Here is a 25,820-nt window from a genome sequence, read left to right as displayed (position 1 = left end):
GGTATATAAAAAGGGAATGTCGATTTTCCTGGTGCTGTTAATGGTATTGAGCGGAATATTGGGAGTTGTTGGGCCTGGCGAAATGACGGCTTCTGCGGCAGCGTCGGACTTCGCAGGAGGAACGGGGACTGCAAGCGATCCCCATCAGATTGCAACGGCTGATCAGCTCGATGAGGTTAGGAATCATTTAGAGGCGGGGCTCTATTTCGAGTTGACGGCTGATATTGATTTGAGTAGTTACGCATCCGGCGAGGGTTGGACTCCGATCGGTGATATGTCTAACTCATTTAAAGGGAACATGGAAGGTAATGGATTTAAAATCACAAATCTGAAGATGGATAGACAAGGACAAACTTTTATCGGATTGTTCGTAGTAAATGGGGGGATTATGACCAATTTGATTCTGGAAAATATTGAGGTGAAAGGTTATGGAAATGTGGGCGGCTTGGCGGGAAGGAACCACGGAACCATCCGCAACAGTTACGCTGCAGGAAGTGTGAGTGGAGGTCGATATGTGGGCGGCTTGGTTGGTGTTAACTTCAACGGAACTATCGCCAACAGTAATGCTACCGGAAGTGTGAGTGGAGATGAATATGTGGGCGGCTTGGTTGGTAGCAACACATTCGGATCTATCAGCAACAGTTACGCCACCGGAAATGTGAGTGGAAGTCTAGAGGTGGGCGGCTTAGTTGGTGAAAACTACTCCAATGGAACCATCCGCAACAGTTACGCCACCGGAAGTGTGAGTGGATATCGATATGTGGGCGGCTTGGTTGGTGAAAACTCATATGGAACTATCAGCAATAGTTACGCCACAGGGAGTGTGAGTGGTAATTCACCTGTGGGCGGTTTGGTTGGTGAAGACTTCCCCGCAACCGGTTCCACCCATAGTTTCTATGATAGCAACACAACAGGACAACTGGATACAGGGAAAGGTACTGGTAAAACAACTGGAGAAATGAAAGATCCAACCACATTTAGTGATTGGAGTTTCAGCGAAGATTGGTATATGCTTTCAGGTCAATATCCTCAGTTATGGGCGTTTATAGCCTTGACACCAGGAACGAATGTCGGCACAACGAAGTTAAATAATATTCCGAATGGTATGGAGTATTCGATTGATAGTACTAACTATACGGCAATTACGGGTAGTTCTGTCGATAACATTACTGTGGATTCTGGGGATGAGATCCTCGTACGAGTAGTATCACCTAATTCAATTGCAAAAATATTCACGGTCGATAAAACAAATATTAAGCCGGCAGCAGCACCGCAAACAGCGGTGTTGACGGTTGGAACAACCATTCCCGGAACAACAAAGCTAAACGATGTCACGAGTGATATGGAGTATAGAATCAACACAGGCTCGTACACGACAATTGTGGGTGCAAGCGTCGACAATATTGCTGTCGAAGTAGGAGATCGGATTTATGTTCGAGTAAAGGAAACAATAACCCAACCGGCTTCCAATGAACAATTGTTGACTGTAGATGCTGGGGATATCAGGAAATTAATTGCAACAGCAGCCATAGACGGAGTAACCGCACCAGTAGCGGGAGCAACGCCAGTAAATGTCGTAACGTATTCGGCAGAATACACCGCAGTAGTTAGTTGGTCGCCAGCGACAACCTTATTTGTTGGAGAAACAGCCTATACTGCAACGATTATAATCACACCGACAGCAGGATATACATTAACAGGAGTGCCTGCAAACTTCTTTAGCGTAGCCGGAGCGACTACCACGAATGCAGCTGATTCGGGTGTTGTGACCGCCTTATTCCCGGCGACGGCAGCAATACCTGTCACAGAAGTCCCTGTGACAACCGTCCCCATCGCAACCGCAGGGATAGCTGGAGTGACAGCGCCAGTAACAGGCTCAACGCCGGTAACGACGGTAACGTATTCGGTGGAATATACCGCAACGGTTAGCTGGTCGCCAACAACGACATTATTTGCCCAAGGAACAGTATACACCGCAACGATAACCATCTCCCCGAAGGCAGGATTTACATTGACGGGAGTGCCTGCTAATTTCTTCAGTGTAGCCGGAGCAACAACGACGAATGTAGCGGACTCAGGAGTTGTGACCGCCGTGTTCCTGGCGACAGCACCTGTTAGCACCGATACCGACACTGGTACCTATACGGGCACTGGAAGTACCTTCACACTACCCACCAACAGTATTGTTACCAGCACGAATGGTAATTTAACACTTCCGGTAAACCAATCCGGCGAGGTTAGCTTCGAGGATGCCGTTAAGATCTCTATTCCCGTAGGAGCGATAAACAAAGAACTGATATTATCCATCCACAAGGTGCTGGACACTCAAATTCTTTTCGCGAATAAAGAGATCCTACTCAGCCCCGTATACGAGATTACGAAAAACTTTGCGGAAGACTTCAGTAAACCGATCACAATGAACTTTACGTTTGATTCAACCCTTGTGAGAAGTAACCAAAAAGCAGCGGTATTTTACTATGACGAAGTGAAGAAAGCCTGGGTGGAAGTAGCAGGTGGCAAGATCGAAGGAAATCACATCATTGTAGAAGTTAATCATTTCGGGAAATATGCAGTACTCAGTGTGAACGAAGTGACGGGATTGCCTGTAAGTGAGCCCGTAACGGATACAACCACGGTAATGAACTTCAGTGATGTCACTGGACATTGGGCGGAAGTAAGCATCCAGCAAGCGCTGAGCATGGGGATGGTCAAAGGTTACACAGACGGAACGTTCCAGCCGAATCATACCGTAACGCGTGCGGAATTCGCGGTGATGTTGATGAATGTGCTGAAACCGCAAGGAGCAGGAGCGGATCTGACCTTCACGGATACAGCAACAATCGGAGCATGGGCGCAGACAGCAGTCGCACAGGCGGTGCAAACAGGTATGATTACAGGTTATGAAGACGGTGGTTTCCGTCCGAATACGGAAATTACACGCGCCGAGATGGCAGTCATCCTCGCCAAAGCACTGGGTGAGTCTACCGAAGTCAAGCTGACCACCAGTTTCGCTGACGATAAGGAAATTCCAGTATGGGCGAAAGCCGGCGTGGATTTCGTGAAGCAAGCGGGAATCGTACAAGGAAAAGGGGACAACGAGTTCGCTCCTCAAGACTCTGCTACAAGAGCCGAGGCGGTTACGGTTCTTCTGAAATTATTAGCACAACGGAGTAACTGACAGAGGAACTATGGCGAACATCATGCTAGGCAGGATACTCTCCAAGACAAGCAAATTCTTAACAATAGTCAGATTCTCTGAGATATCGCTATATTTTCATCCTTACCTCCCCAAATGGGGAGTTATTTTTTTGTGCAGTTAGAGTTATAGTGAGATGAGTGCAATGATGAATGGCACAATGGAACGGGAAAATCGAATTTTCTTGTGAATATATTCAGTGTTTAGTAGTTTTGGAGGAGGAAGTAGAATGCATACAATATTTAAAAAAGGAATGTCGATCATTCTGGTGTTGTTAATGATAATGGGTGGAATATCAGGAGTGATTGCACCTAACGGAGGGACGGCTCATGCTGCGGGAGGCTTCGCTGGAGGAACGGGTGCAGCAGGCGATCCTTATCAGATCGCAACTGCTGATCAGCTAGATTTGGTTAGAGATTATTTAGGTGCGGGTCTTTATTTTAAGTTGATAGCGGATATTGATTTGAGTAGTTACGCAAATTGGGAGCCGATAGGTTATGTCGTTGGGTTCCCATTTAAAGGGAAAATGGACGGAAACGGGTATACAATCACTAATCTGAAGATAGAAAGTACAGGATATGTTGCAGTAGGATTGTTCGGAGCAATAAACCAGTATGCTGAGGTTTCTCATATGATATTGGAAGATGTAGAGGTGAAAGGTCAAGCAGTGGGCGGATTGGCAGGAATGAACCAAGGAACCATCAGCAACAGCCATGTCACAGGCCATGTGAGTGGATCTAGTGGGGCAGGCGGTTTGGTATCTCTAAACAACGGGGGTTCAACCATCAGCAATAGCTACGCCACAGTTACTGTGAATGGCATTCTGCAACCGAATGGCGATCAGTCTTATAATTTGGGCGGTTTGGCTGGTATTAATTATGGGACCATCGACAACAGTTACGCCACCGGAAGTGTGAGTGGAGATGCAACATTAGGTGGATTGCTCGGCAATAACTCTGGAACCATCAGTAATAGTTACGCCACCGGAAGTGTGAGTGGAGATTTACTTGTAGGTGGATTGGTTGGTTTGCAAGATTTCGGAACCATCAGCAATAGTTACGCCACCGGAAGTGTAAGTGGAAATGAATATGTGGGGGGATTGGTTGGGTTCGATAATACTACTCAAACTCCAATTAACTCCATTGAAGCAGCGATAGCTGGCATATCAGCGCCAATACCAGGCGATACGCCCGTATCAATAATAAAGGCTACGGCAGAATACACAGCAACTATTAGCTGGTCGCCGACGACTACAGTATTTGATGGAGGAACAGAATATATAGCAACGATTATAGTTACACCTGACTCCGTACATACATTAAAGGGTGTGCCTAAAAATTTCTTCACCGTAGACGGAGCAATCACAACGAATGAAGCGGGTTCAGGCGTTATAACAGCTATATTCCCAAAAACCTTAGTACCTATAGCGATAAAAGCCATAGAAGGAGTGACACCGCCAGTAGCCGAGGAAACGCCAGTATCTACAATAGCAGACACAGAACAATATACAGCCTCGATAACCTGGTTCCCTGGAGATGGAATTTTTGCAAGAGCGGTAGCCTATACAGCAAGGATTGCAATTGCCCCCAAAACAGGATATACATTGACAAGTGTGCCTGAAAACTTCTTCACCGTCGCTGGAGCAACAACGAAGAATGGAGCGAATTCCAACATGGTGTATGCGGAATTCCCGGCAACGGCAGCGCTCCCTATCGCATCAGGAGCCATTATTGGAGTGACAGCGCCAGTAGCAGGGTCAACGCCAGTAGCTGTAATAGCGGACACAGCACAATATACAGCTTCGCTAATCTGGTCGCCTGTAGTAGATGCAACATTTGCAGGAGCAGAAATCTATACAGCAACGATTACAATCAACCCCAAATTAGGATATACATTAACAGGTGTGCCTGCAGACGCCTTCACCGTGGCCGGAGCAACAACGAAGAATGATGCGGATTCAGGCGTTATAACCGCAAAATTCCCAGCCACAGCAGCAGTACCTATCGTAACAGGAGCCATAGTGGGTGTGACAGCGCCAATTGCAGGGGGAGCGCCAATCACTTCAATAGCAGATACAGCACAATATACAGCCTCGATCACCTGGTCGCCTGTAGTAGATGCGAAATTTGCAGGAGCAGAAATCTATACAGCAACGATTACAATCACCCCCAAGGCGGGATATACCTTAACAGGTGTACCTGCAGATTCATTCACCGTGGCTGGAGCAACAACGAAGAATGATGCGGATTCAGGCATTGTAACCGCAAAATTCCCAGCCACGGCAGCGATCCCTATCGCAACAGGAGCCATAGTGGGTGTGACGGTGCCAATTGCTGGGGTAACTCCAGTAACCACAATAGCAGATACAGCACAATATACAGCCTCGATAACTTGGTCGCCTGCAGTAGATACAAAATTTGCAGGAGTAGAAATTTATACAGCAACGATTACCATCACTCCCAAAGCAGGATATACCTTAACGGGTGTGCCTGCAAACTTCTTCACCGTCGCTGGAGCAACAACGAAGAATGATGCGGATTCAGGCGTTGTAATTGCGGAATTTCCGACAACGGCAGCGCTACCTATCGCAACTAGGGCCATAGCTGGAGTGACAGCGCCGGTATCAGGGGCAACGCCAGTAACTGCTGTAACCTATTCGGCAGAATATACAGCCACACTGACGTGGTTGCCAACGACGACATTATTTGGTAGAGAAACAACTTACACAGCATTAATAATAATCACTCCCAGAGCAGGATATACCTTGACGGGAGTGCCTGCAAACTTCTTCACCGTTGCCGGAGCAACAACGACGAATGCAGCGGATTCCGGGGTTTTAACCGCAGAATTTCCGGCGACAGAAGCAAAGCCTGTCACAGAAGTCCCTGTGATCACCCTCCCCATTGCAACTGCAGGGATAGCTGGTGTAACAGCACCAGTAACAGGAGCGACGCCGGTAACAACGGTAACCTATTCGGCAGAATATACAGCCACACTTAGTTGGTTACCAACGACGACAATATTTGTTGGAGGAACAACTTACGTAGCGTTGATTATAATCACTCCCAGAGCAGGATATACACTAACAGGAGTGCCTGCGAATTTCTTCAGCGTAGCCGGGGCGACAACAACGAACATAGCCAATTCGGGTGTTATAACCGCGGAATTCCTAGCAACACAGCCTGTTAGCACTGGAACTGGGACGGGAACTGGAACGGGAACTGGCACGGGAACTGGCACGGGAACTGGCACGGGAACTGGCACGGGAACTGGCACTGGCACTGGCACTGGCAGTACTTCAACACCATCAAGCAACACCACTGTTACCAGCACGAATGGAACATTAACCCTTCCGGTATACCAATCAGGCGAAGTTAACTTTGAGGATGCTGTTAAGATCTCTATTCCCGTAGGAGCGATAGACAAAGAACTGAAATTAACGATCGAAAAGGTGCTGGATACTCAAAAGCTTATCTCGAATAACGAGATTCTGCTCAGTCCCGTATTCGAGATGCTGAAAAACTTCTCGGAGAACTTCAATAAACCGGTAACGCTGAACTTTACGTTTGATCCAAGCCAACTAAAGAGCAACCAAAAGGCATCCGTATTCTATTATGACGAATTGAAAAAGGTTTGGGTGGAGATTGGCGGCAAGATCAGTGGTAATAAAATCACTGTAGATAGCAATCACTTTACGAAGTTTGCGGTATTGGCTGTAGACGAAGCGACTGAGGTACCAACAATAGACGTCCCAACGGAAATTAACTTCAGCGATGTCGCAGGACATTGGGCAGAAGCAAGCATCAAACAAGCGGTGAGCATCGGAATGGTCAAAGGTTACCAAGATGGAACGTTCCAACCGAATCATACGGTGACGCGTGCGGAATTCGCGGTGATGCTGATGAATGTGCTGAAACCGCAAGGTACAGGAGCGGATCTAACCTTCACAGATACAGCAAAAATCGGAGCGTGGGCGCAGACAGCAATCGCGCAGGCGGTGCGAGCAGGCATTATTACAGGTTATGAGGACGGCCGTTTCCGTCCGAATGCGGAAATCACACGCGCCGAGATGGCGGTCATCCTTGCCAAAGCGCTGGGTAAGTCTACCGAAGTCAAGTTGACAACCAGCTTCGCTGACGATAAGGATATTCCGGCGTGGGCGAAAGCCAGCGTGAATTTCGTGAAGCAAGCCGGGATGGTACATGGAAAAGGGGACAACGAGTTCGCCCCTCAAGACTCTGCTACAAGAGCTGAGGCTGTTACGGTTTTATTGGAATTATTGGCACAACTGAGTAACTAACAGAGGAACTATAGCGAACATCATCCTAGACAGGATACTCTCCAAGACGAGCAGATTTCTAAAAATAGTCAGATTTCTTTAAGAAATCGCTATATTATTACGCGTACCTCCCCAAATGGGGAGGTACTTTTTTGCGCGAAAAGGCTTATAGTAGAGTGACACAATGAGAAATAACACAATGGATCATAGAAATTCAGATTTTGTTGTGAATTTTATTCGAAATTATATAGAGATGGAGGAGGAAGTGTAATGTATAGGGTGTTTAAAAAAGGAATGTCGATCCTCCTGGTGATGTTAATGGTAATGGGTGGAATCTCAGGAGTTGTTGTACCTAGTGGAGGGACGGCTTATGCTGCGGTAAGCTTCGCTGGAGGAACGGGTTCAGCAAGTGATCCTTACCAGATCGCAACGGCTGATCAGCTCGATTTGGTTAGGAATTATTTAGGTGCGGGACTTTATTTTAACTTGACAGCTGATATTGATTTGAGTAGTTATACGAATTGGGAGCCGATAGGAACAGTTGACAATGAGTTTATGGGGAACATGGATGGCAATGGGTTTGAAATCAATAATCTGAAGATTGATAGTCAAGGACACTATTATAGTGGATTGTTCGGTTTTAGTGATGGGATTATTACCAATATGATTCTAGATGATATTGAGGTGAAAGGTGCGTATACTGTGGGCGGCTTGGTGGCATGGAACTACGGAACCATCAGTAACAGTTACGCCACGGGAAGTATGAGTGGAGATACAGCTGTGGGCGGCTTGGTGGGAATAAACAGTGGAAGCATCAGCAACAGTTACGCCACAGGAAGTATGGATGGATTTTTTTATGTGGGCGGCTTGGTGGGTGAAAACTACCACGGAAGCATCAGCAATAGTTACGCCACAGGAAGTGTGAGTCGAAATCGTTATTTGGGTGGTTTGGTTGGTTATAACGAGGGACCCATCAGCAACAGTTATGCTACAGGAAGTGTGATTGGAAATAATGATATGGGGGGCTTGGTTGGATACAACACCACAACCATCAACCATAGCTTCTATGATAGCAACACAACAGGACAACTGGATACAGGGAACAGCACGGGTAAAACAACTGAAGAAATGCAAAATTCAAGCACATTTAGTGATTGGGATTTCAGCGAAGATTGGTATATGCTTTCAGGTCAATATCCTAAATTATGGGCGTTCACAGCCTTGAAACCAGGAACAAATGCGGGAACAACGAAGTTAACCGGCGTGACGAGTGGGATGGAATATAAAGTAAATACAGGCTCGTACACGACGATTATAGATACAAGCGTGGACAACATTGTTGTCGAGTTAGGTGATATGATTTATGTTCGAGTAAAAGAAACAACTAACCAACAGGAGTCCGCTGAACAAATTCGGAGTGTAGATGCCCAGGATATCAAGATCCTACCTATCCCGACAGGAGCCATAGCTGGAGTGATTGCGCCAATAACAGGGGCAACGCCAGTCACTGCCGTAACCTATTCGGCAGCATATACCGCATCGATAGACTGGTCCCCAGTAGATGCAATCTTTGCAGGAGGAGAAATCTACACCGCAACGATTACCCTCACACCAAAGAGAGGATATACATTAACAGGAGTAGGTAAAGACTCCTTCGCCGTGGCCGGAGCAACAACTACGAATGCAGCGGATTCTGGTGTTGTAACTGCAGAATTCCCGGCGACGGCAGCGCCTATCCAATTAGGAGCCATAGCTGGAGTGACAGCGCCAGCAATAGGGGCAACGCCAGTAACTGCGGTAACGTATTCGGCGGAATACACCGCAACGGTTAGCTGGTCGCCAACGGCGACATTATTTGTCCCAGAAACAGCTTACACCGCGACAATTACAATCACCCCAAAGGCAGGATATACATTAACGAGAGTGCCTGCAAACTTCTTCACTATAGCCGGAGCAACAACGACGAATGCAGCGGATTCCGGTGTTGTAACCGCGGAATTCCCAGCGACGGCAGTGCTGCCTGTCACAGAAGTACCAGTGACAACCATCCCCATCGCAACAGCGGGGATAGCTGGTGTAGAAGCACCAGTAACAGGGGCAATACCGGTAACAACAGTAACATATTCGCCAGAATACACAGCAACGGTTAGCTGGTCGCCAACGACGACACTATTTGCCCAAGGAATAGCCTATACCGCAACGATTTCCATCATCCCAAAGGCAGGATATACACTAACAGGAGTACCTGCTAATTTCTTCAATGTAGCCGGAGCAACAACTACCAATGAAGCAAATTCGGGTGTTGTGAGTGCCGTATTCTCGGCAACACAGCCCGTTAGCACTGGCAGTACTTCGACAACACCAAGCAACAGCATCGCTACCAGTACGAAGGGTACATTAACACTTCCCGTAAACCAAGCGGGCGAGGTTAGCTTCGAGGATGCAGTCAAGATCACTATTCCCGTAGGAGCTATAAACAAAGAACTGATATTATCCATCCACAAGGTGCTGGACACTCCAATTCTTTTTGCGAATAAAGAGATCCTACTCAGCCCTGTATACGAGATTACGAAAAACTTTGCGGAAGACTTCAGTAAACCGATCACAATGAACTTTACGTTTGATTCAACCCTTGTGAAAAGTAACCAAAAAGCAGCGGTATTTTACTATGACGAAGTGAAGAAATCCTGGGTGGAAGTAGCAGGTAGTAAGATTGAAGGAAATCACATCATTGTAGAGGTCAATCATTTGGGGAAATATGCAGTACTTAGTGTAGACGGAGTGACGGGATTGCCAGTAACGGAGCCAGTAACGGGTACATCTACGAAAATTAATTTGAGTGATGTCGCCGGACATTGGGCAGAAGCAAACATCCAGCAAGCGCTGAGCATTGGAATGGTCAAAGGTTACTTAGACGGAACGTTCCAGCCGAATCGTACGGTGACGCGTGCCGAATTCGCCGTGATGCTGATGAATGTGCTGAAGCCGCAAGGAGCAGGCACACAACTAACGTTCACGGATACAGCAACAATCGGAGCTTGGGCGCAGACAGCAGTCGCACAGGCGTTACAAGCAGGCATAATTACTGGCTATGAGGACGGCACTTTCCGTCCGAATACGGAAATTACACGCGCCGAGATGGCAGTCATCCTCGCCAAAGCGCTGGGCAAGTCTACTGAAGTTAAGCTGACCACCAGCTTTGTCGACGATAAGAATATTCCGGCGTGGGCGAAAGCCAGCGTGGATTTCGTGAAGAAATCCGGAATGGTGCAAGGAAAAGGGGATAACGAGTTCGCTCCTCAAGCCTCTGCTACAAGAGCTGAGGCGGTTACGGTTCTTCTGAAATTATTAGCACAACGGAGTAACTGACAGAGGAACTATGGCTAACATCATGCTAGGCAGGATACTCTTCAAGACTAGCGGATTACTGAAAATAGTGAGATTCTGTGAGATATCGTAATATTTTTACGCGTACCTCCCCAAATGGGGAGGTACTTTTTTGCACGGAAAGGCTTATAGTGGGATGAAGACAATGAGAAATAACACAATGGAGCATAGAGTTCGAATTTTCTTGTGAATATATTCAGTGTTTAGTAGTTTTGGAGGAGGAAGTAGAATGCATACAATATTTAAAAAAGGAATGTCGATCATTCTGGTGTTGTTAATGATAATGGGTGGAATCTCAGGAGTTATTGTACCTAGCGGAGGGACGGCTCATGCTGCGGTAAGCTTCGCTGGAGGAACGGGTACAGTAAGCGATCCCTATCAGATTGCAACGGCTGATCAGCTGAGTGAAGTTAGGAATCATTTAGAGGCGGGACTTTATTTTGAATTGACAGCAGATATTGATTTGAGCGGTTACACAAATTGGGAACCCATAGGAGAGATATTTTATGGGAACATGGATGGCAATGGATACAAAATCACACATTTGAGGATAAACAGAGAAAACAGTGATGGAGTGGGATTGTTCGGGAATTTTGGTCCTAATAATATGATTACTAATATGAGAGTGGAAGATGTAGTGGTGAGAGGCCGACTCTATTCGGGAGGTTTGGTAGGAATGAACTCCGGAACCATCAGTAATAGTTACGCCACAGGGACTGTGAATGGCTATATCTATGCGGGCGGCTTGGTAGGCGCGAACTCGCTCAATGGAACCATCAGCAACAATAGTTACGCCACAGGAAGCGTGAATGGAAAGGAATATGTGGGCGGTTTGACAGGGTTCAACCGGGGGATAATCAGCAATAGTTACGCTACAGGGAGTGTGAATGGAGATAGAAATGTGGGTGGCTTGGTAGGCGGTAACAAGAAAACCATCAGCAATAGTTATGCCACAGGGAGTGTAGTTGCAACTAGTACTACTTCTTCTATTGTGGGTGGGTTAGTGGGTGAAAATTCCATCGGAACCATTAGCAATAGTTACGCCACAGGGAATGTGAGTGGACATTTTGTGGTTGGCGGCTTGGTTGGCTATAACTTTGACGGCGGAGTAATCAGCACCAGCTATACCACAGGCAATGCGAGTGGAGGGAGCTATGTGGGCGGCTTGGTCGGTCTCGAAGATGCTATTCTAAATTCAGTCCACACCAGCATAAGTAGCATAGCTGGAATAGAAGACATAGCTGGAGTATCAGCGCCAGTAACAGGTGCAACACCAGTCACAGCGATAACTGCTTTTTCAGTCTACACAGCGACGGTTAGCTGGTCTTCAACAGGTTCAGTATTTGCTGGAGGAACGGCCTACACAGCAACGATAAACATTTCACCAAGATCAGGGTATACTTTCAGTGGCTTACCTGCTGATTTCTTCAAAGTGGCTGGAGCAACAACAACGAATACAGCTGGTTCTGGAGTTGTAACCGCAGTGTTTCCGGCGACCCAAGTAGTATCCATCACAACCCCAGCCATAGCTGGAGTGACAGCCCCAGCAACAGGGGATACGCCAGTATCTATGGTATCGGACACGACGGCCTATACTGCGACGGTTAGCTGGTCTCCAACGACAACACCCTTTTCAGGAGAAACAGCTTACACAGCAACGATTACCATCACACCAAAAGCATGGTATACATTAACGGGCGTGCCTGAAGATTTCTTCACTGTAGCCGGAGCAATAACGACGAATGCAGCGAATTCGGGTATTGTGACTGCTGTATTCCCGCCGACAGCAGCAATTATAACTACAGAATCCATCACTGGATTGGCATCTCCAGTAACAGGCGCAATACCAGTAACCACGATTTCTGCTTCATCAGCCTACACAGCAACGGTTAGCTGGTCTCCAACGACAACAGTGTATGCTGGAGGAACAGCTTATTCAGCAACGATTACCATGACACCCAAAGCTGGGTATACATTTGCGGGTGTACCTGCTGATTTCTTCAAAGTAGCTGGAGCAACAACAACGAATGGAGCGAATTCAGGCGTAGTAACTGCCGTATTCCCGCCGACAGCAGCAACTATAGCAACAAAATCCATCGCTGGAGTGACAGCTCCAGTAACAGGTGAAATACCAGAATCTACGATATCGGACACGACAGCCTATACGGCAAAGCTTACCTGGTTGCCAACGACAACACCTTTTAGAGGAGGAACAGCTTACACAGCAACGATTGAGATCACTCCAAAATCAGGGTATACATTAACGGGAGTGCCTGTGGATTTCTTCACCGTAGCCGGAGCAACAACAACGAATGCAGCGAATTCGGGCGTTGTGACCGCCGTATTCCCGGCGACAGCAGCAACTATAGCTACAGCAGAGATAACTGGCGTAATAGCACCAATAGCAGGTGCAACGCCAGTTGGGACAATAGCAGACACGGCAGCCTACACAGCATCCGTTACCTGGTTGCCAACGACAACACCATTTGGAGGAGAAATAGTCTATACCGCAACGATTGCAATCACACCAAAATCAGGGTATACATTAACGGGAGTGCCTGTGGATTTCTTCTCCATAGCTGGTGCAACAACAACGAACGCAGCGAATTCAGGACTTGTGACAGCAGTATTCCCGGCGACCGCAGCAATACCTCTCGCAATAGCTGCCATAGTTGGGGTAACAGCGCCAATAGCAGGGGAAACGCCAGTAAGGACAATAGCGGACACATCACAATATACCTCATCGATAGCCTGGTCCCCAGTAGATGTAACCTTTGCAGGAGAAATAGCTTACACCGCAATGATTTCAATCACTCCAAAAGCAGGGTATACATTAACAGGCGTACCTGAAAATTTCTTCACCGTAGCCGGAGCGACAACGACGAATGATGCGGATTCGGGTACTGTAACTGCTAAATTCCCGGCAACCTCAGCGATACCCATCGCAACAGCAGCTATAGCTGGAGTAGTTGCGCCCGCAGCAGGTGCAACGCCAGTATCTACAATAGCGGACACGGCAGCCTATACCGCAGCGGTTAACTGGTCGCCCACAACAATAACTTTTGCAGGAGAGATGGCCTATACTGCAATGATCTCAATTACTCCAAAGGCAGGGTATACATTAACAGGTGTACCTGCAAATTTCTTCAGCATAGCCGGAGCAACAACGACAAATGATGCGGATTCGGGTATTATAACCGCAAAATTCCCGGCAACGGCGGCAGTACCTATCGCAACAAAAGTCATAGCTGGAGTGACAGCGCCAAAAGCAGGGGCAACATTAGTGACTACGATAACGTATTCGGAAGAATACACCGCAACCCTTGCTTGGTCGCCAACAACGACACTGTTTGTTGGGGAAACAGCCTATACCGCAACGATTACAATTACTCCAAAAGTAGGGTATACATTAACGGGAGTGGCCGCAGATTTCTTTGTAGTAGCCGGAGCAACAACAACGAATGCAGTGGATTCGGGCGTTGTGACCGTCGTCTTCCCGGCGACTGCAGCAATACCTATCGCATCCGCAGATATTACTGGAATAATAGCGCCAGTAACAGGCGCGACAACTGTATCTACGATAACGTATTCGGAAGAATACACAGCAACACTTATCTGGTCGCCAGCAACGATACTATTTGTTGGGGAAACAGCCTATACCGTTACGATTGCAATCACCCCCAAAGCAGGGTATACATTAACGGGAGTGCCTGCTAATTTCTTCAGCGTAGCCGGAGCACTAACAACGAATGAAATGGATTCGGGCGTTGTGACCGCCGTCTTCCCGGCGACTGTAGCGGGACCTATTACTACAGGAGTTATAGCTGGAGTAACAGCTCCAGTAACAGGAGAAACACCGGTTGCGACAATAGCGGACACTTCAGAATACACAGCAACCATAGCCTGGTCCCCAGTAGATGTAACCTTTGCAGGAGCAGAAATATACACCGCAACCTTAACCCTCACACCAAAGAAAGGATATACATTAACGGGGGTGCCTGTGGATTTCTTCACCGTAACCGGAGCAACCGCGACGAATGCAGCGAATTCGGGCGTAGTAACCGCCGTCTTCCCGGTGACTCAGCCTGCTAGCGCTAACGCTGGCAGTGGAGGTGCTTTCACACTACCAAGCGACAACATTGTTACCAGCACGAATGGTCAATTAACACTTCCAGTAAATAAAGCAGGAGTGGTTAGTTTCGAGGATGCAGTAAAAGTCTCTATTCCCTTAGGTGCAACAGATAAGGAACTGAGATTACGAGTAGATAAGGTACTAGACACTCAGAATCTTCTCACGAATAATGAGATTCTCCTCAGCCCCGTATTCGAGATACTAAAGAACTTTTCGGAGAATTTCAGTAAACCTATAACATTGTACTTTACGTTTGATCCAAGCCAAGTAAAAAGTAACCAAAAGGCGTCTGTATTCTATTATGACGAAGTCAAAAAGAGTTGGGTGGAAGTCGGCGGCAAGGTAAACGGGAATAAGATCACAGTAGATATCAATCACTTTACGAAGTTTACAGTCTTGGCTGTAGACAATTCTGTGGATATTCCAACCGATGAAACTTCGCCAGACATGAAACCGACAATTAATTTAAGTGATATTACTGGACACTGGGCAGAAGCAAACATCAAACAAGCCGTGAGCAATGGAATCGTCAAAGGTTACCTAGACGGAACTTTCCAACCGAACCATACAGTGACGCGTGCGGAATTCGCAGTAATGTTGATGAATGTACTGAAACCGCAAGGCAAAGGAGCGGATCTAACGTTCACAGATACAGTAAAAATCGGAGCTTGGGCGCAGACAGCAATCGCGCAGGCGGTGCAAGCCGGCATTATTACAGGTTACGAGGACGGCGGTTTCCGTCCGAATGCGGAAATTACACGCGCTGAGATGGCAGTCATCCTCGCCAAAGCGCTGGGTAAGTCCACCGAAGTCAAGCCGACAACGGGCTTCGCCGACGATAAGGATATTCCGGCGTGGGCGAAAGGCAGTGTGGATTTCGTGAAGCATTCTGGGTTGGTACAGGGGAAAGGCAATAACGAGTTTGCTCCTCAAGACTCTGCTACAAGAGCTGAGGCGGTAACGGTACTTTTGAAATTATTGGCACAACTGAATAACTGAACAACTAAATTAGGGAGCACATATTAGAAAAAGAGTGTCTCGGGGGCTGTCCCAAGCTATTATAGATTTGGGGCAGCCTATTTGCTGTGGGTATGATTAACTATCAGAAAAGAGTGAGAAAGCCTCTCTCCATCCCAATTCAGACTGTCTAAATTACATAGGTTGTTACACAACCAGATTGGGAGAGACCTGTCTTTAATTTAAGTAGAGTCTTATTAAAGCTGGGAAGAAAAGAGGAAGCTTTCAAATATTTCACAAGAGCCTTGGAAATAAACAATCAGATTGAGAATGCACTGTTCTATATGGGATTATATTATTTTCAAGATGAAGAATATGAACAAGCTGAAATATACTTTAAGCAATCACTATTGATTAATGAAAATCAATCTGAGACCCATCTAAATTTAGGTATCTGATATAGGTGGTTGTCGGATTATGAAGTGTATGACCGATATTATTTATTGTAATCTAAAGATGAAGCTTATCGTCAATCGAAAGAAAGACTGATATACTTGGCTGATAATGATTATCAACCAAGGAAGAGAGACTTAAGCCTATGCCTACTCATAGTTCTGACGGAATGCAGCACATTTCCCATCCTTTTTACATCCCTTCACGTGTGAAGAATCTTACAGGCTTGTCCGTGAATCAAGAAAAAAATGTGCAGCAGTCTCATTCATTGATCCTTATGATCGTTTGGGGTGGCAGTGGCCATATCGATGTGAACGCCGTGCAGTATAAGCTTGCGGCCGGGAGCATATTGACCTGTATAGCAACAACCAGCCTGAAGCTAAACCCCCAGCTCCAGTTGCAGGGAATCTGGATCGAATACTCTAATCTGGGAGCACATCAACCGGACATTTGCCCGTTGAATTATAGTATTCCGATTCAAGAATGTTCATCTAAAATCTTGGCTCAGGCCAGTGCCTTTTACAGCGCTTGGATGGAGCCAAAAAGTAGTATGCCACTTGCGGTCCAACAGCTGTTTACAGAATTGATAGCTGAACTATTCTACGAAATGGATGGCAAGCAACAAACGGGCAGCAGTTGGTTTGACCAAGTGCTCTCCTATATAGATGCGCATTATAATGAAGATTTGACCCGCGAGAAAGTAGCTCGTCTTGCTGGTGTTAGTCCGGAGCATTTCTCACGTACCTTTCGCAAAAACACAGGCCAAACCTTCAATGCCTACCTCACATTGCTTCGGATACGCAGAGCCCAGCAGCGCCTGCTGACAGGTGCACCGAATTTGGCCACCCTGGCTCTGGAAGTTGGATATGGGGAAGGTACCTATCTAAGCCGCAAGTTCAAACAGATCGTTGGAATTTCGCCCACGGCCTACCAACAGAAGAACAAGAAGGTCGTGACCTTGAACTATAATCATACCGCCACCTTACGGGTGCTGCAGATTAGGCCCACTTTAGGCGCTTATTCCGCCTGGTCGCTGAAGCAGGAACAAGTCCCCTTTGCCCAGGAGCTTAGACTTGGCAGTAGTAGCGCATCTTTCCTCTACGACTCCGTAGCCTCCGTGCAACCAGATGTTATCATCAGTTACAGTCTGGAGGCTGAGAATAAGAACCTGCTCTCACTCGCCCCGGTAATTGAGTTGCCCTTTATGCAAATGAGCTGGCGCGAACAATTCTGTTTAATTGCTGAGGTGGTCGACCGCCAGCGGAGAGCAGAGGAATGGCTAATTTACTACGACGAGCTCTGCGATAGCGCCAATGTGCAGCTAAACCAGTGCCTAGGTTCAAGAGGAACTGCTATTGTTTGGGAGGTCAGTTCCCGTTGTGCTTACTGCTTCAGCAGCAGTTATGGACGAGGGTGCCAGATTCTATATGGAGACCTTGGCTTTAAACCACCTTCAATACTTATTGAGCAGGGAATTGTAGCTAGGGGTTATATTGAGACAACGATTGAGGAAATTACAGCCTATCCGGCTGATCATATTTTTATTACTGGAATTCCGTCTTCTATTGAAGGAAAGAAACGTCTATACGATCTGTTCCATAGTCCTTCATGGCTACAGCTTGAGGCGGCCCGCAGCAACCATGTGTATGTCCTGAACCAATCGGATTTGTTCTATGGTTTTGACCCGATGTCCTCGCAAGCTCAGCTTCATGTACTGTTAAGTGCATTAATATCATAAAACTGCATTAATATCATAAAACTGCATAGGAGAAGATCACTCTAAGCCATAGTATTTATCAAGTGAAGCCTGTAAAGTTATAATGAGAATGATAATCATTATACATAGGAGGAATACAAGTTGTCTAATTTACAACGGAATAGCAAGAAGCGGACAAGATGGCTCGCACTCCCTCTGCTGTTAATATTGACAGTAGTAGCCTCGGCCTGCGGAAATTCCAATTCTGCCAGAAACACAGCGGGTGAGACTAACAGCATAGCAACAACAACTCAGATGCCTGCTGAAACTAGCCTGCCCACGGCGACTGCCTCGCTTCCTGAATTTAAAACCGTAACCACCGTAAATGGGGAAATCGAAATCCCAACACAGCCCAAGCGTATTGTTGCAGAGGAATACCTTGGCAGCCTAATTGCGCTGGGTACAATTCCTGTAGGAGCTCCTGGACTCACGTTGCAGAATATGTATTTCAAAGAAGCACTGATAGGTGTCCAGGACACCGGGGAATACGGAAAGATGTCACCAGAAGCGATTATCACCCTTTCTCCTGACTTAATTATTTCAGGCCAAGCGGAAAGTTACGAAACATTAAGCAAAATTGCCCCTACGATCATTGTTCCTTATGGAGATCTGAAAGATGCCCACGAAGAATTAACCTATTTCGGCAATCTGCTGGGTAAGGAAGCTGAAGCGAAAGCTTGGCTCAGCGAATATGACCAGCGTATTGCCGTTGCCAAAGCCAAAGTGGACAAGGTTATTCCGGCTGACGCTACATTCTCGATTATGGAGGACGGTGGCAAATCCATTTGGGTGTATGGTGATAATTTCGGCCGCGGAGGTCAGCCCGTTTATCAGGCACTTGGCCGTAAGCCACCCTCAGCGATCGCAGCGGAAATTATGGAGAAGCAGTGGGCGGAAATATCCACCGAAACCCTCGCCAAATATGCAGGGGATTATATCATTATGACCTCCAATACGCTGACTGCAGAGGATTATAAAACCACTGCGATCTGGAGTAGCCTGCCGGCTGTCAAGAATGGTCATCTCTATGTATGGAAAGAAGAGCGTTCCTGGTATTATGATCCGATTGCTGTGCTCTCTCAGACCGAAGAATTGGCAGACTGGTTAACCCAGTAAGCATACAGTAAATATAGTGACTATTTTCTCTAGCTGTAAAATATAGAAATTCACTTCTGTTCTTCATCAATTTCGAAGAATTGATTGAGTTCCATGCCTTGTTGCCCTATCGTTGCGAATTGTCCTTTTGGATCAATAAATCCGTAACGGGCTTCCATAATGGGAAGCATTAGTTCATAGAAGACAATACGTCTGGTAACGGTAGGCATTTTTCCATCCTGTTTCAGAATTTTAAAGGGTAAAAAGAAATAAGGTCAGATCTCCCCTTTCATCATTTTATATCGAAAAACCCCCTTGAGTTAACGGTATAAGTTACTGTTACTCGAGGGGGTTTTTTTTGAAAAATATTAAAAAAATAGGATAGCAGCAGTTACGCCCATTTGGCTGACCACAGCTTCATTTCCTTCAGAATTTGGTGTAAATCCTCGCCTTTTGGCGTTAAAGAATATTCTACTGTGACTGGGACTGTGGGAAAAACATGGCGTTCGAGCACGCCCTGCTCCTCCAGATGGCGGAGGGTAGTAGTCAAAGCGCGAGGGCTGACATTCGTGATTTTGCGTTGCAGCGCTCCGAAGCGCTGGGTTCCGTCGAACAATTCCCGCAGAACGAGGAAAGCCCATTTTCCACCCAGCACATTTAGTGTTTTTTCCACATTACATTCAATAATAACCGGACTCTTCGGGATATAATTACTGGCAGATTTAGCCGTGTTCAAGGAATCTCCTCCTGCTCCGATGTTGCTATACTTGAGTATAGCAACTATATTTGGGATCATATAATAAACTATTTTTCACTTCTTTCTATTATATACAAACTATTCTAGAATGAATATGAGCTTGAAGCAACCCTACTAATGATAACAGTAGGATATTGAGAGGAGCAATACTAATGAAATATCGCAGACTAGGTGGAACCGGTCTTAAAGTTAGTGAAATCAGCTTAGGCAGCTGGCTGACATACGGAGGATATGTAGAGAAGGAGAATGCTGTCAAAGCCATTGAAACCGCTTACGAATTAGGTATTAATTTTTTTGATACAGCTAATGTATATGAGAAGGGTGCCGCGGAAAAAGTACTTGGTGAGACACTACGTGGATATCCACGCGAGTCTTATGTTCTGGCAACAAAAGTATATGGTGATATGGGTGAAGGACCGAATGATCGCGGGCTTTCCCGCAAGCATATTACGGAGCAGTGTCATGCCAGCTTAAAGCGGCTTGGAGAAGATTATGTGGATATTCTCTATTGCCACCGTTATGATACGGAGACTCCGATAGAGGAGACTTTGCGTGCACTGGATGATCTGGTTCGCCAAGGCAAAGTATATTACATTGGTGTTAGTGAATGGACTGCAGCACAAATGGCGGAAGCGCTGGCTGTAGCGGATCGTTATCTGCTTGATCACATTGTCGTCAATCAGCCTATTTATAATATGTTCGAGCGTTATATCGAGAAAGAGATTATTCCGCTTGGGCAGCGGAAGGGTATTGGACAGGTTGTGTTCTCCCCGCTGGCGCAAGGATTACTGACTGGTAAATATAGCTCCATAGCTGATATTCCTGCAGATAGCCGTGCGGCTAAGCTGGATTGGATGCGCAAAGGCATTACAGAAGAGAAGATTGAAAAAGTCCGCCAATTGGGTTCAATTGCAGCTGAACTGGATATTTCAGTCGGGAATCTGGCCTTGGCTTGGATCTTGCGTCAGCCGAATGTAGCCAGTGCACTTGTGGGTGCAAGCCGGCCGCAGCAGGTGGAGGAGAATGTTCTGGCTTCTGGAATTGAGCTTACCGATGATGTCCTCAAGCGGATTGAGGGTATTATTACAGAGTCTGACGGAGAGCGGGCCAGATAAGGGGCTGCTTACTAAAAGGAGAATATGAACATGGCTAAGGTTGTTATTACTGGCGGAAGCGGAATGTTGGGTAAATGGGTAGTGCGGCATTTTGTAGAGCAGGGCTATGAGGTTGTAAATGTTGATACGCAAAAACCTGCTGAGCCGCTCTGCCATACCCTCATTGCTGATTTGAATAATTTGGGTGAAGTGTATGGTGTACTGGCAGGTGCCGATGCAGTGGTGCATTTGGCTGCCATTCCGGCCGCCCATATCAAGACTAACGAAGTCACATTCCAGAATAATGTCATGTCGACTTATCATATTTTGGAGGCAGCTGCAGGTCTCGGTATTCGCAAAGCGGTTATCGCTTCCAGTGAATCTTCCTACGGGATTGTATTTGCAGTCAATCGTTTCGGGCCACAATATGTCCCGGTTGATGAGGATCATCCTCAATTGCCTCAAGATAGTTATGGTCTGTCCAAAATCGTGAATGAACAAACAGCAGATATGTTCCACCGCAGATCGGGCATGCAGGTAGTTTCGCTCAGAATTGGAAATGTAATTGATCCGTCGGCTTATGAACGTTTTTCGTCCTTTATTCATGATCCTGAGCAGCGTGATCGGATTCTGTGGAGCTACATCGATACAAGGGATGTTGCAGAGGCTTGCCAGTTGGCAATTGAAGCCGAAGGGCTGGGTTCTGTAGCACTTAATATAGCGGCGGACGATACAAGCATGGCGGTTTCCAGCCGGGATTTAATGGCCGCACGCTTTCCAGAAGTGACGGATTTCCGTCAGCCATTTGAAGGTCATGAGACGCTGCTCAGCAATGCGAAAGCCAAGAAGCTGCTGAACTGGCAGCCTAAGCATGTTTGGCGGGATTATGTTAAGGAGAGTGAAGCATGAAGGTATTATTTATCGGCGGCACGGGACTGATCAGCCAGGCTGTATCACGGCTAGCCGTGGAACGCGGGATTGAGCTGTATTTATTTAATAGAGGCCAGCGTGACGAGTTCGTACCGGAAGGTGCGAAGGTAATCAGGGGCGATATCCGCAATCAGGCAGAGTCTGCAGAAGCGCTGAGGGAATATGAGTTCGATGTTGTCGTTGACTGGATAGCATTCACGCCTGATCATGTGCTGACAGATATTGAACTCTTTACGGGCAAAACGAAGCAGTATATTTATATCAGCTCCGCCTCTGCCTACCAGAAGCCACAGCGGAATTATCTCATTACGGAAGAGACACCGCTCGAGAATCCTTATTGGCAGTATTCTCGTGATAAAATTGCCTGTGAACAGTTATTGACGGAAGCATACCGCAACAGCGATTTCCCAGTCACCATTGTTCGCCCTTCCCATACCTATGGAGATACAGCGATACCGGCGTCACTCAGCAGTTGGGAGCATCCATGGGCACTGGTGGACCGTATTCGCAAGGGTTTGCCCCTCGTCATTCATGGTGATGGCACCTCTTTGTGGACGCTGACTCATAATTCGGATTTTGCCAAAGGGTTTGTCGGATTGCTGGGACATCCGGACGCGATCGGAGAAGCTGTTCATATTACTTCTGACGAGGTTTTGAACTGGAATCAGATTTATACAGCGATCGGGGAAGCCGCAGGAGAAGTACCTAAGGTTGTGCATATTTCTACAGACTTCATCGCTGCGTATTCTTCAGTTGACACAACAGACGGGCTTATTGGTGACAAATCAGTGAGTAGTATATTTGATAATAGCAAGATTAAACGTTTGGTGCCGGACTTTCAAGCTACTGTCCCTTTTGCTGAAGGGGTCAAGCAGACCATTGCCTGGTTTGACGGTCATCCAGAGCTGTGCACCGTAGATCCGGAATGGGCAACGCTACTAGATGAATTGATTCTGAAACACGGTGTCGAAGCAAAGCCGCTTTCCTACTACAATTAGTACTGAGACTTAGCTGATTCATATAAGGTGCAAAAGACAGCAGATCCCTTCCAAGGGTAATCCGCTGTCTTTTTTATTGTCCATGACCTATGTATGTAAGGTTATGGTATGAAACAAAGAAATCCGAATATACTTTCACTACCGAAATTCCCCGTAAAAGGAGTCCTGGCCATGCCAACACATCCATATGTTTCCCGTTTTTTTGTGAACTCCGATGCACGTCGTGATCATTTGATTTTTGATTTGCCGGAATCATGGTGGAGCCGCCCCTTTGAATACGAGTGGTGTATTAATTTCATCTCACCTCATGGTGTAGTACTGGATGCCGCTTGCGGCATTTCTCACCCGCTGAAGTTCTATCTTGCCGGAGTTTGCGCCGAAGTCCATGCTTGTGATATCGACAGTAGGATTGTCTCAAGGGAAGCAATCCTAGAGGAAATCAGCTATGAGATTGGAACAGAAGCAGCGAGGCTCGTTCAAGCAGAAAGCATGTTGAATCTAGACCTGATACAAGCCAATTTGACCGCTCTTCCTTACGATGATGAGAGCTTCGACACTATTTTTTGCATCTCCGTGCTGGAACATCTGACGCTTGAAGATACAGTTCGAGCGTTGCAGGAATTCCACAGAACATTAAATGGCGAGGGCTTGCTGGTACTGACCTTTGATTACCCAACGATAAACCTCTCGCTTATGAATAATCTTCTTATGAAGGCCGGCTTTCTATACTGGGGCGAGACCGATTTTGAGTTACCTGATGATGCAGTGCATACGAACGCCTTGGGCGGACTGAATTGTTTCCGGGCTGTACTGAAAAAATCAGGAGATTAGCGACTCGTTTGAGCACTCATTAGGATACCTCCTCCCAGTAGAGTAGAATAGATAAGACATACTGAGAACAGGAGGCTGTGAACATGGGAATGACAGGCCAATATATAGCTGTAAGTTCGGATATGCTTCAGGCAATCAAGAATCAGGAATTAAGCATTCATAGTCTTGAGGTAGGTTTGGATATCGATAAATCGTGGCAGGCACTGCATTATGTGTTGTGTGGAAGTATTGCTGAGGGAGAACCGCCGCTAGGGTATATCGTACCTCTGACTACTAGTTATATTGGGCATTTATCGGATGTTGAGGCATTTGCTCTGAGTCCGGAACAAATCCGTGAAACTCTGGCAGCGGTAGAACAGATTACAGCAGCCGAGTTAAGAGAACAATACAATTTCGTTGAGATGCTAGAGAACGCGGTCTATCCACTAACGGAAGACGACACTGCTGAGGAGTTTTTTGACTATATTTATGAGAATTTTGTGGCTATCCGGGAATTCTATACCCAAACAGCGGCAGAAGAGCAGAATATTATATTTTATGTTTTTTAAAAGGGGTCTATATCTTGCGGAGATTTACAATCATTACAGTTATCTTGTTACTTATTTTTCCGGCAGCTATGTCATCAAGTAAGGCTTCGGCAGCACCGGCAGATCGTATTAATATCACTTTCGTAGGCGATATTCTTTTGGACGGTTTTGTTGGTGACCAGATTGCCAGATACGGAGCGAACTTTCCGTTCGTCAAAGTTGCACCTGCGTTACAAAAGGCCGATATCGCCTTTGCCAATCTGGAAACTCCTGTATCCATAAGAGGTGTATCGGCGGAGAAAACCTTTGTCTTTCGCTCTAAACCAGCAGCGCTAAGCGGATTGAGATATGCAGGGATTGATGGAGTGAGTCTTGCCAATAACCATATTCTGGATTTCGGGAAAGTCGCCATGCTGGATACCTTGGTACATTTGGATAAATACAAGATTGCTCATACAGGTGCGGGCCGAAATATTGAACAGGCGTATAAACCGTATATCAAGACGGTAAAAGGAAAAAAGGTTGCTATTCTGGGCTTAAGCCGTGTATTGTCAGATCCTTCATGGTATGCCGGTACTAACAGCCCCGGCGCGGCCTCGGCTTACACTCCAGAACCTATGCTCAATGCAATTAAGAAGTCGGCTAAGGACAATGATTACACGATTGTGTACATCCATTGGAATGAAGAATTTAAGGATTACCCTGAGCAATACGCCCGAACGTTGGCTAAAAAGATGATTGACAGCGGAGCGGATATTATCGTTGGTTCGCATAGCCACTGCCTAATGGGTATTGAATACTATAAACATAAGCCGATCTATTATTCATTAGGCAACTTTGTATTTAACCGTTCTACTCGCGGGGGCGAGAAGACTCTACATTCCATGCTGGTAAACATCGCCATCGACGGCTCCAAGCTGACCGGCAAGATTACACCCGTCAAAATCATTGGCGGCCAACCCAATTTCATGGGTGCTGCATACAATAAAGAGACTATTAAGCTGATGAACAAGCTCTCCTTCAACGCAATTATTGATGGGAACGGTAATGTGAGCGAAAAGAAACTTTAAAGAGGTATAAACGATTGTCGAGACCATAAAAATTAAGTCGAAGTAGAATAAATTAACATGAATTCCTGCTGCTAATATGAGGTCGTATCACACTTGGAGGCTCATTAACATGAATTACTGCCTCTAATTTGGCTCTTGGACGCTGATTTTCTAAATACAGATGGAAATAACGGCATGAACTGCTGTTATTTAGAAAATTCACCCTGTATCCAACGATTTAACGGCATGAACTGCTGTTAAAATAATTAAGCCTCCGGATTCTTGATAAAGATCAAGATGTCATCCGGCGAAAAGCCAAACGGCAAGTCTCCACTAATAGGAGACTTGCCGTTTTTTGTAATCAGTTTATAAGGAGAGG

15 protein-coding genes and 1 pseudogene are annotated in these 25,820 nt (G+C 46.4%); 14 read left to right on the top strand and 2 right to left on the bottom strand.

Annotated features, from left to right (window positions below; genetic code table 11):
* Positions 1-16 precede the first annotated feature (16 nt).
* The 8 genes and pseudogenes from GJB61_RS08440 (at position 17) to GJB61_RS08410 (ending at position 19,276) form a co-directional block, all read left to right on the top strand.
* Positions 17-3,178 carry an S-layer homology domain-containing protein gene (locus GJB61_RS08440; RefSeq protein WP_195724280.1) on the top strand — a complete coding sequence of 1,054 codons (3,162 nt, stop codon included), beginning with the start codon at positions 17-19 and terminating at the stop codon, positions 3,176-3,178.
* 247 nt (positions 3,179-3,425) lie between these two features.
* The gene (locus GJB61_RS08435; RefSeq protein WP_154118009.1) at positions 3,426-7,496 is read left to right on the top strand and encodes an S-layer homology domain-containing protein; all 4,071 of its coding nucleotides are present in this window, start codon (positions 3,426-3,428) and stop codon (positions 7,494-7,496) included.
* Between the two features lie 249 nt (positions 7,497-7,745).
* Positions 7,746-10,844 carry an S-layer homology domain-containing protein gene (locus tag GJB61_RS08430; RefSeq protein WP_154118008.1) on the top strand — a complete coding sequence of 1,033 codons (3,099 nt, stop codon included), beginning with the start codon at positions 7,746-7,748 and terminating at the stop codon, positions 10,842-10,844.
* A 247-nt stretch (positions 10,845-11,091) separates the two neighbouring features.
* Positions 11,092-15,993 carry an S-layer homology domain-containing protein gene (locus tag GJB61_RS08425; protein WP_154118007.1) on the top strand — a complete coding sequence of 1,634 codons (4,902 nt, stop codon included), beginning with the start codon at positions 11,092-11,094 and terminating at the stop codon, positions 15,991-15,993.
* Between the two features lie 206 nt (positions 15,994-16,199).
* Positions 16,200-16,262, top strand: a pseudogene (locus GJB61_RS32540) (hypothetical protein); the annotation flags it as partial.
* Between the two features lie 33 nt (positions 16,263-16,295).
* Complete coding sequence (locus GJB61_RS32535; RefSeq protein ID WP_420819737.1) at positions 16,296-16,409, top strand: hypothetical protein; 114 nt, start codon at positions 16,296-16,298, stop codon at positions 16,407-16,409.
* A 140-nt stretch (positions 16,410-16,549) separates the two neighbouring features.
* Positions 16,550-18,142, top strand: a complete 1,593-nt coding sequence (locus GJB61_RS08415; RefSeq protein ID WP_154118005.1) for an AraC family transcriptional regulator — start codon at positions 16,550-16,552, stop codon at positions 18,140-18,142.
* A gap of 120 nt (positions 18,143-18,262) precedes the next feature.
* Positions 18,263-19,276: an ABC transporter substrate-binding protein gene (locus tag GJB61_RS08410; RefSeq protein WP_195724279.1), complete on the top strand. Its 1,014-nt coding sequence runs from the start codon at positions 18,263-18,265 to the stop codon at positions 19,274-19,276.
* Positions 19,277-19,326: 50 nt separating this feature from the next.
* On the opposite strand, the gene GJB61_RS08405 is transcribed toward GJB61_RS08410, so the two are convergent.
* The gene (locus GJB61_RS08405) at positions 19,327-19,485 is read right to left on the bottom strand and encodes a hypothetical protein (RefSeq protein WP_154118004.1); all 159 of its coding nucleotides are present in this window, start codon (positions 19,483-19,485) and stop codon (positions 19,327-19,329) included.
* A 161-nt stretch (positions 19,486-19,646) separates the two neighbouring features.
* On the bottom strand, positions 19,647-19,991 hold the full coding sequence (locus GJB61_RS08400; RefSeq protein ID WP_229521534.1) for a winged helix-turn-helix transcriptional regulator: 345 nt from the start codon (positions 19,989-19,991) through the stop codon (positions 19,647-19,649).
* A gap of 173 nt (positions 19,992-20,164) precedes the next feature.
* On the opposite strand from GJB61_RS08400, the gene GJB61_RS08395 reads away from it, so the two are divergent.
* The 6 genes from GJB61_RS08395 (at position 20,165) to GJB61_RS08370 (ending at position 25,462) form a co-directional block, all read left to right on the top strand.
* Entirely contained in the window at positions 20,165-21,127 is a 963-nt protein-coding gene (locus tag GJB61_RS08395; RefSeq protein WP_154118002.1) for an aldo/keto reductase family protein, read from the top strand.
* 30 nt (positions 21,128-21,157) lie between these two features.
* The gene (locus tag GJB61_RS08390; protein WP_154118001.1) at positions 21,158-22,015 is read left to right on the top strand and encodes an NAD-dependent epimerase/dehydratase family protein; all 858 of its coding nucleotides are present in this window, start codon (positions 21,158-21,160) and stop codon (positions 22,013-22,015) included.
* Positions 22,012-23,034, top strand: a complete 1,023-nt coding sequence (locus GJB61_RS08385) for an SDR family oxidoreductase (RefSeq protein ID WP_154118000.1) — start codon at positions 22,012-22,014, stop codon at positions 23,032-23,034. Before GJB61_RS08390 ends, GJB61_RS08385 begins: the two co-directional genes overlap by 4 nt.
* A gap of 171 nt (positions 23,035-23,205) precedes the next feature.
* A complete protein-coding gene (locus tag GJB61_RS08380) occupies positions 23,206-23,865 on the top strand; it encodes a class I SAM-dependent methyltransferase (RefSeq protein WP_154117999.1) in 660 nt (219 codons plus the stop codon).
* Positions 23,866-23,948: 83 nt separating this feature from the next.
* A complete protein-coding gene (locus GJB61_RS08375; protein ID WP_154117998.1) occupies positions 23,949-24,413 on the top strand; it encodes a YfbM family protein in 465 nt (154 codons plus the stop codon).
* Positions 24,414-24,424: 11 nt separating this feature from the next.
* Complete coding sequence (locus GJB61_RS08370; protein ID WP_420819736.1) at positions 24,425-25,462, top strand: CapA family protein; 1,038 nt, start codon at positions 24,425-24,427, stop codon at positions 25,460-25,462.
* The last annotated feature ends 358 nt before the right edge of the window (positions 25,463-25,820 follow it).

Origin of the sequence: Paenibacillus monticola, assembly GCF_009664975.1 — a bacterium.
GTDB classification, from domain to species: domain Bacteria; phylum Bacillota; class Bacilli; order Paenibacillales; family Paenibacillaceae; genus Paenibacillus_AQ; species Paenibacillus_AQ monticola.
This window is presented reverse-complemented; position numbering and strand designations above follow the sequence as displayed.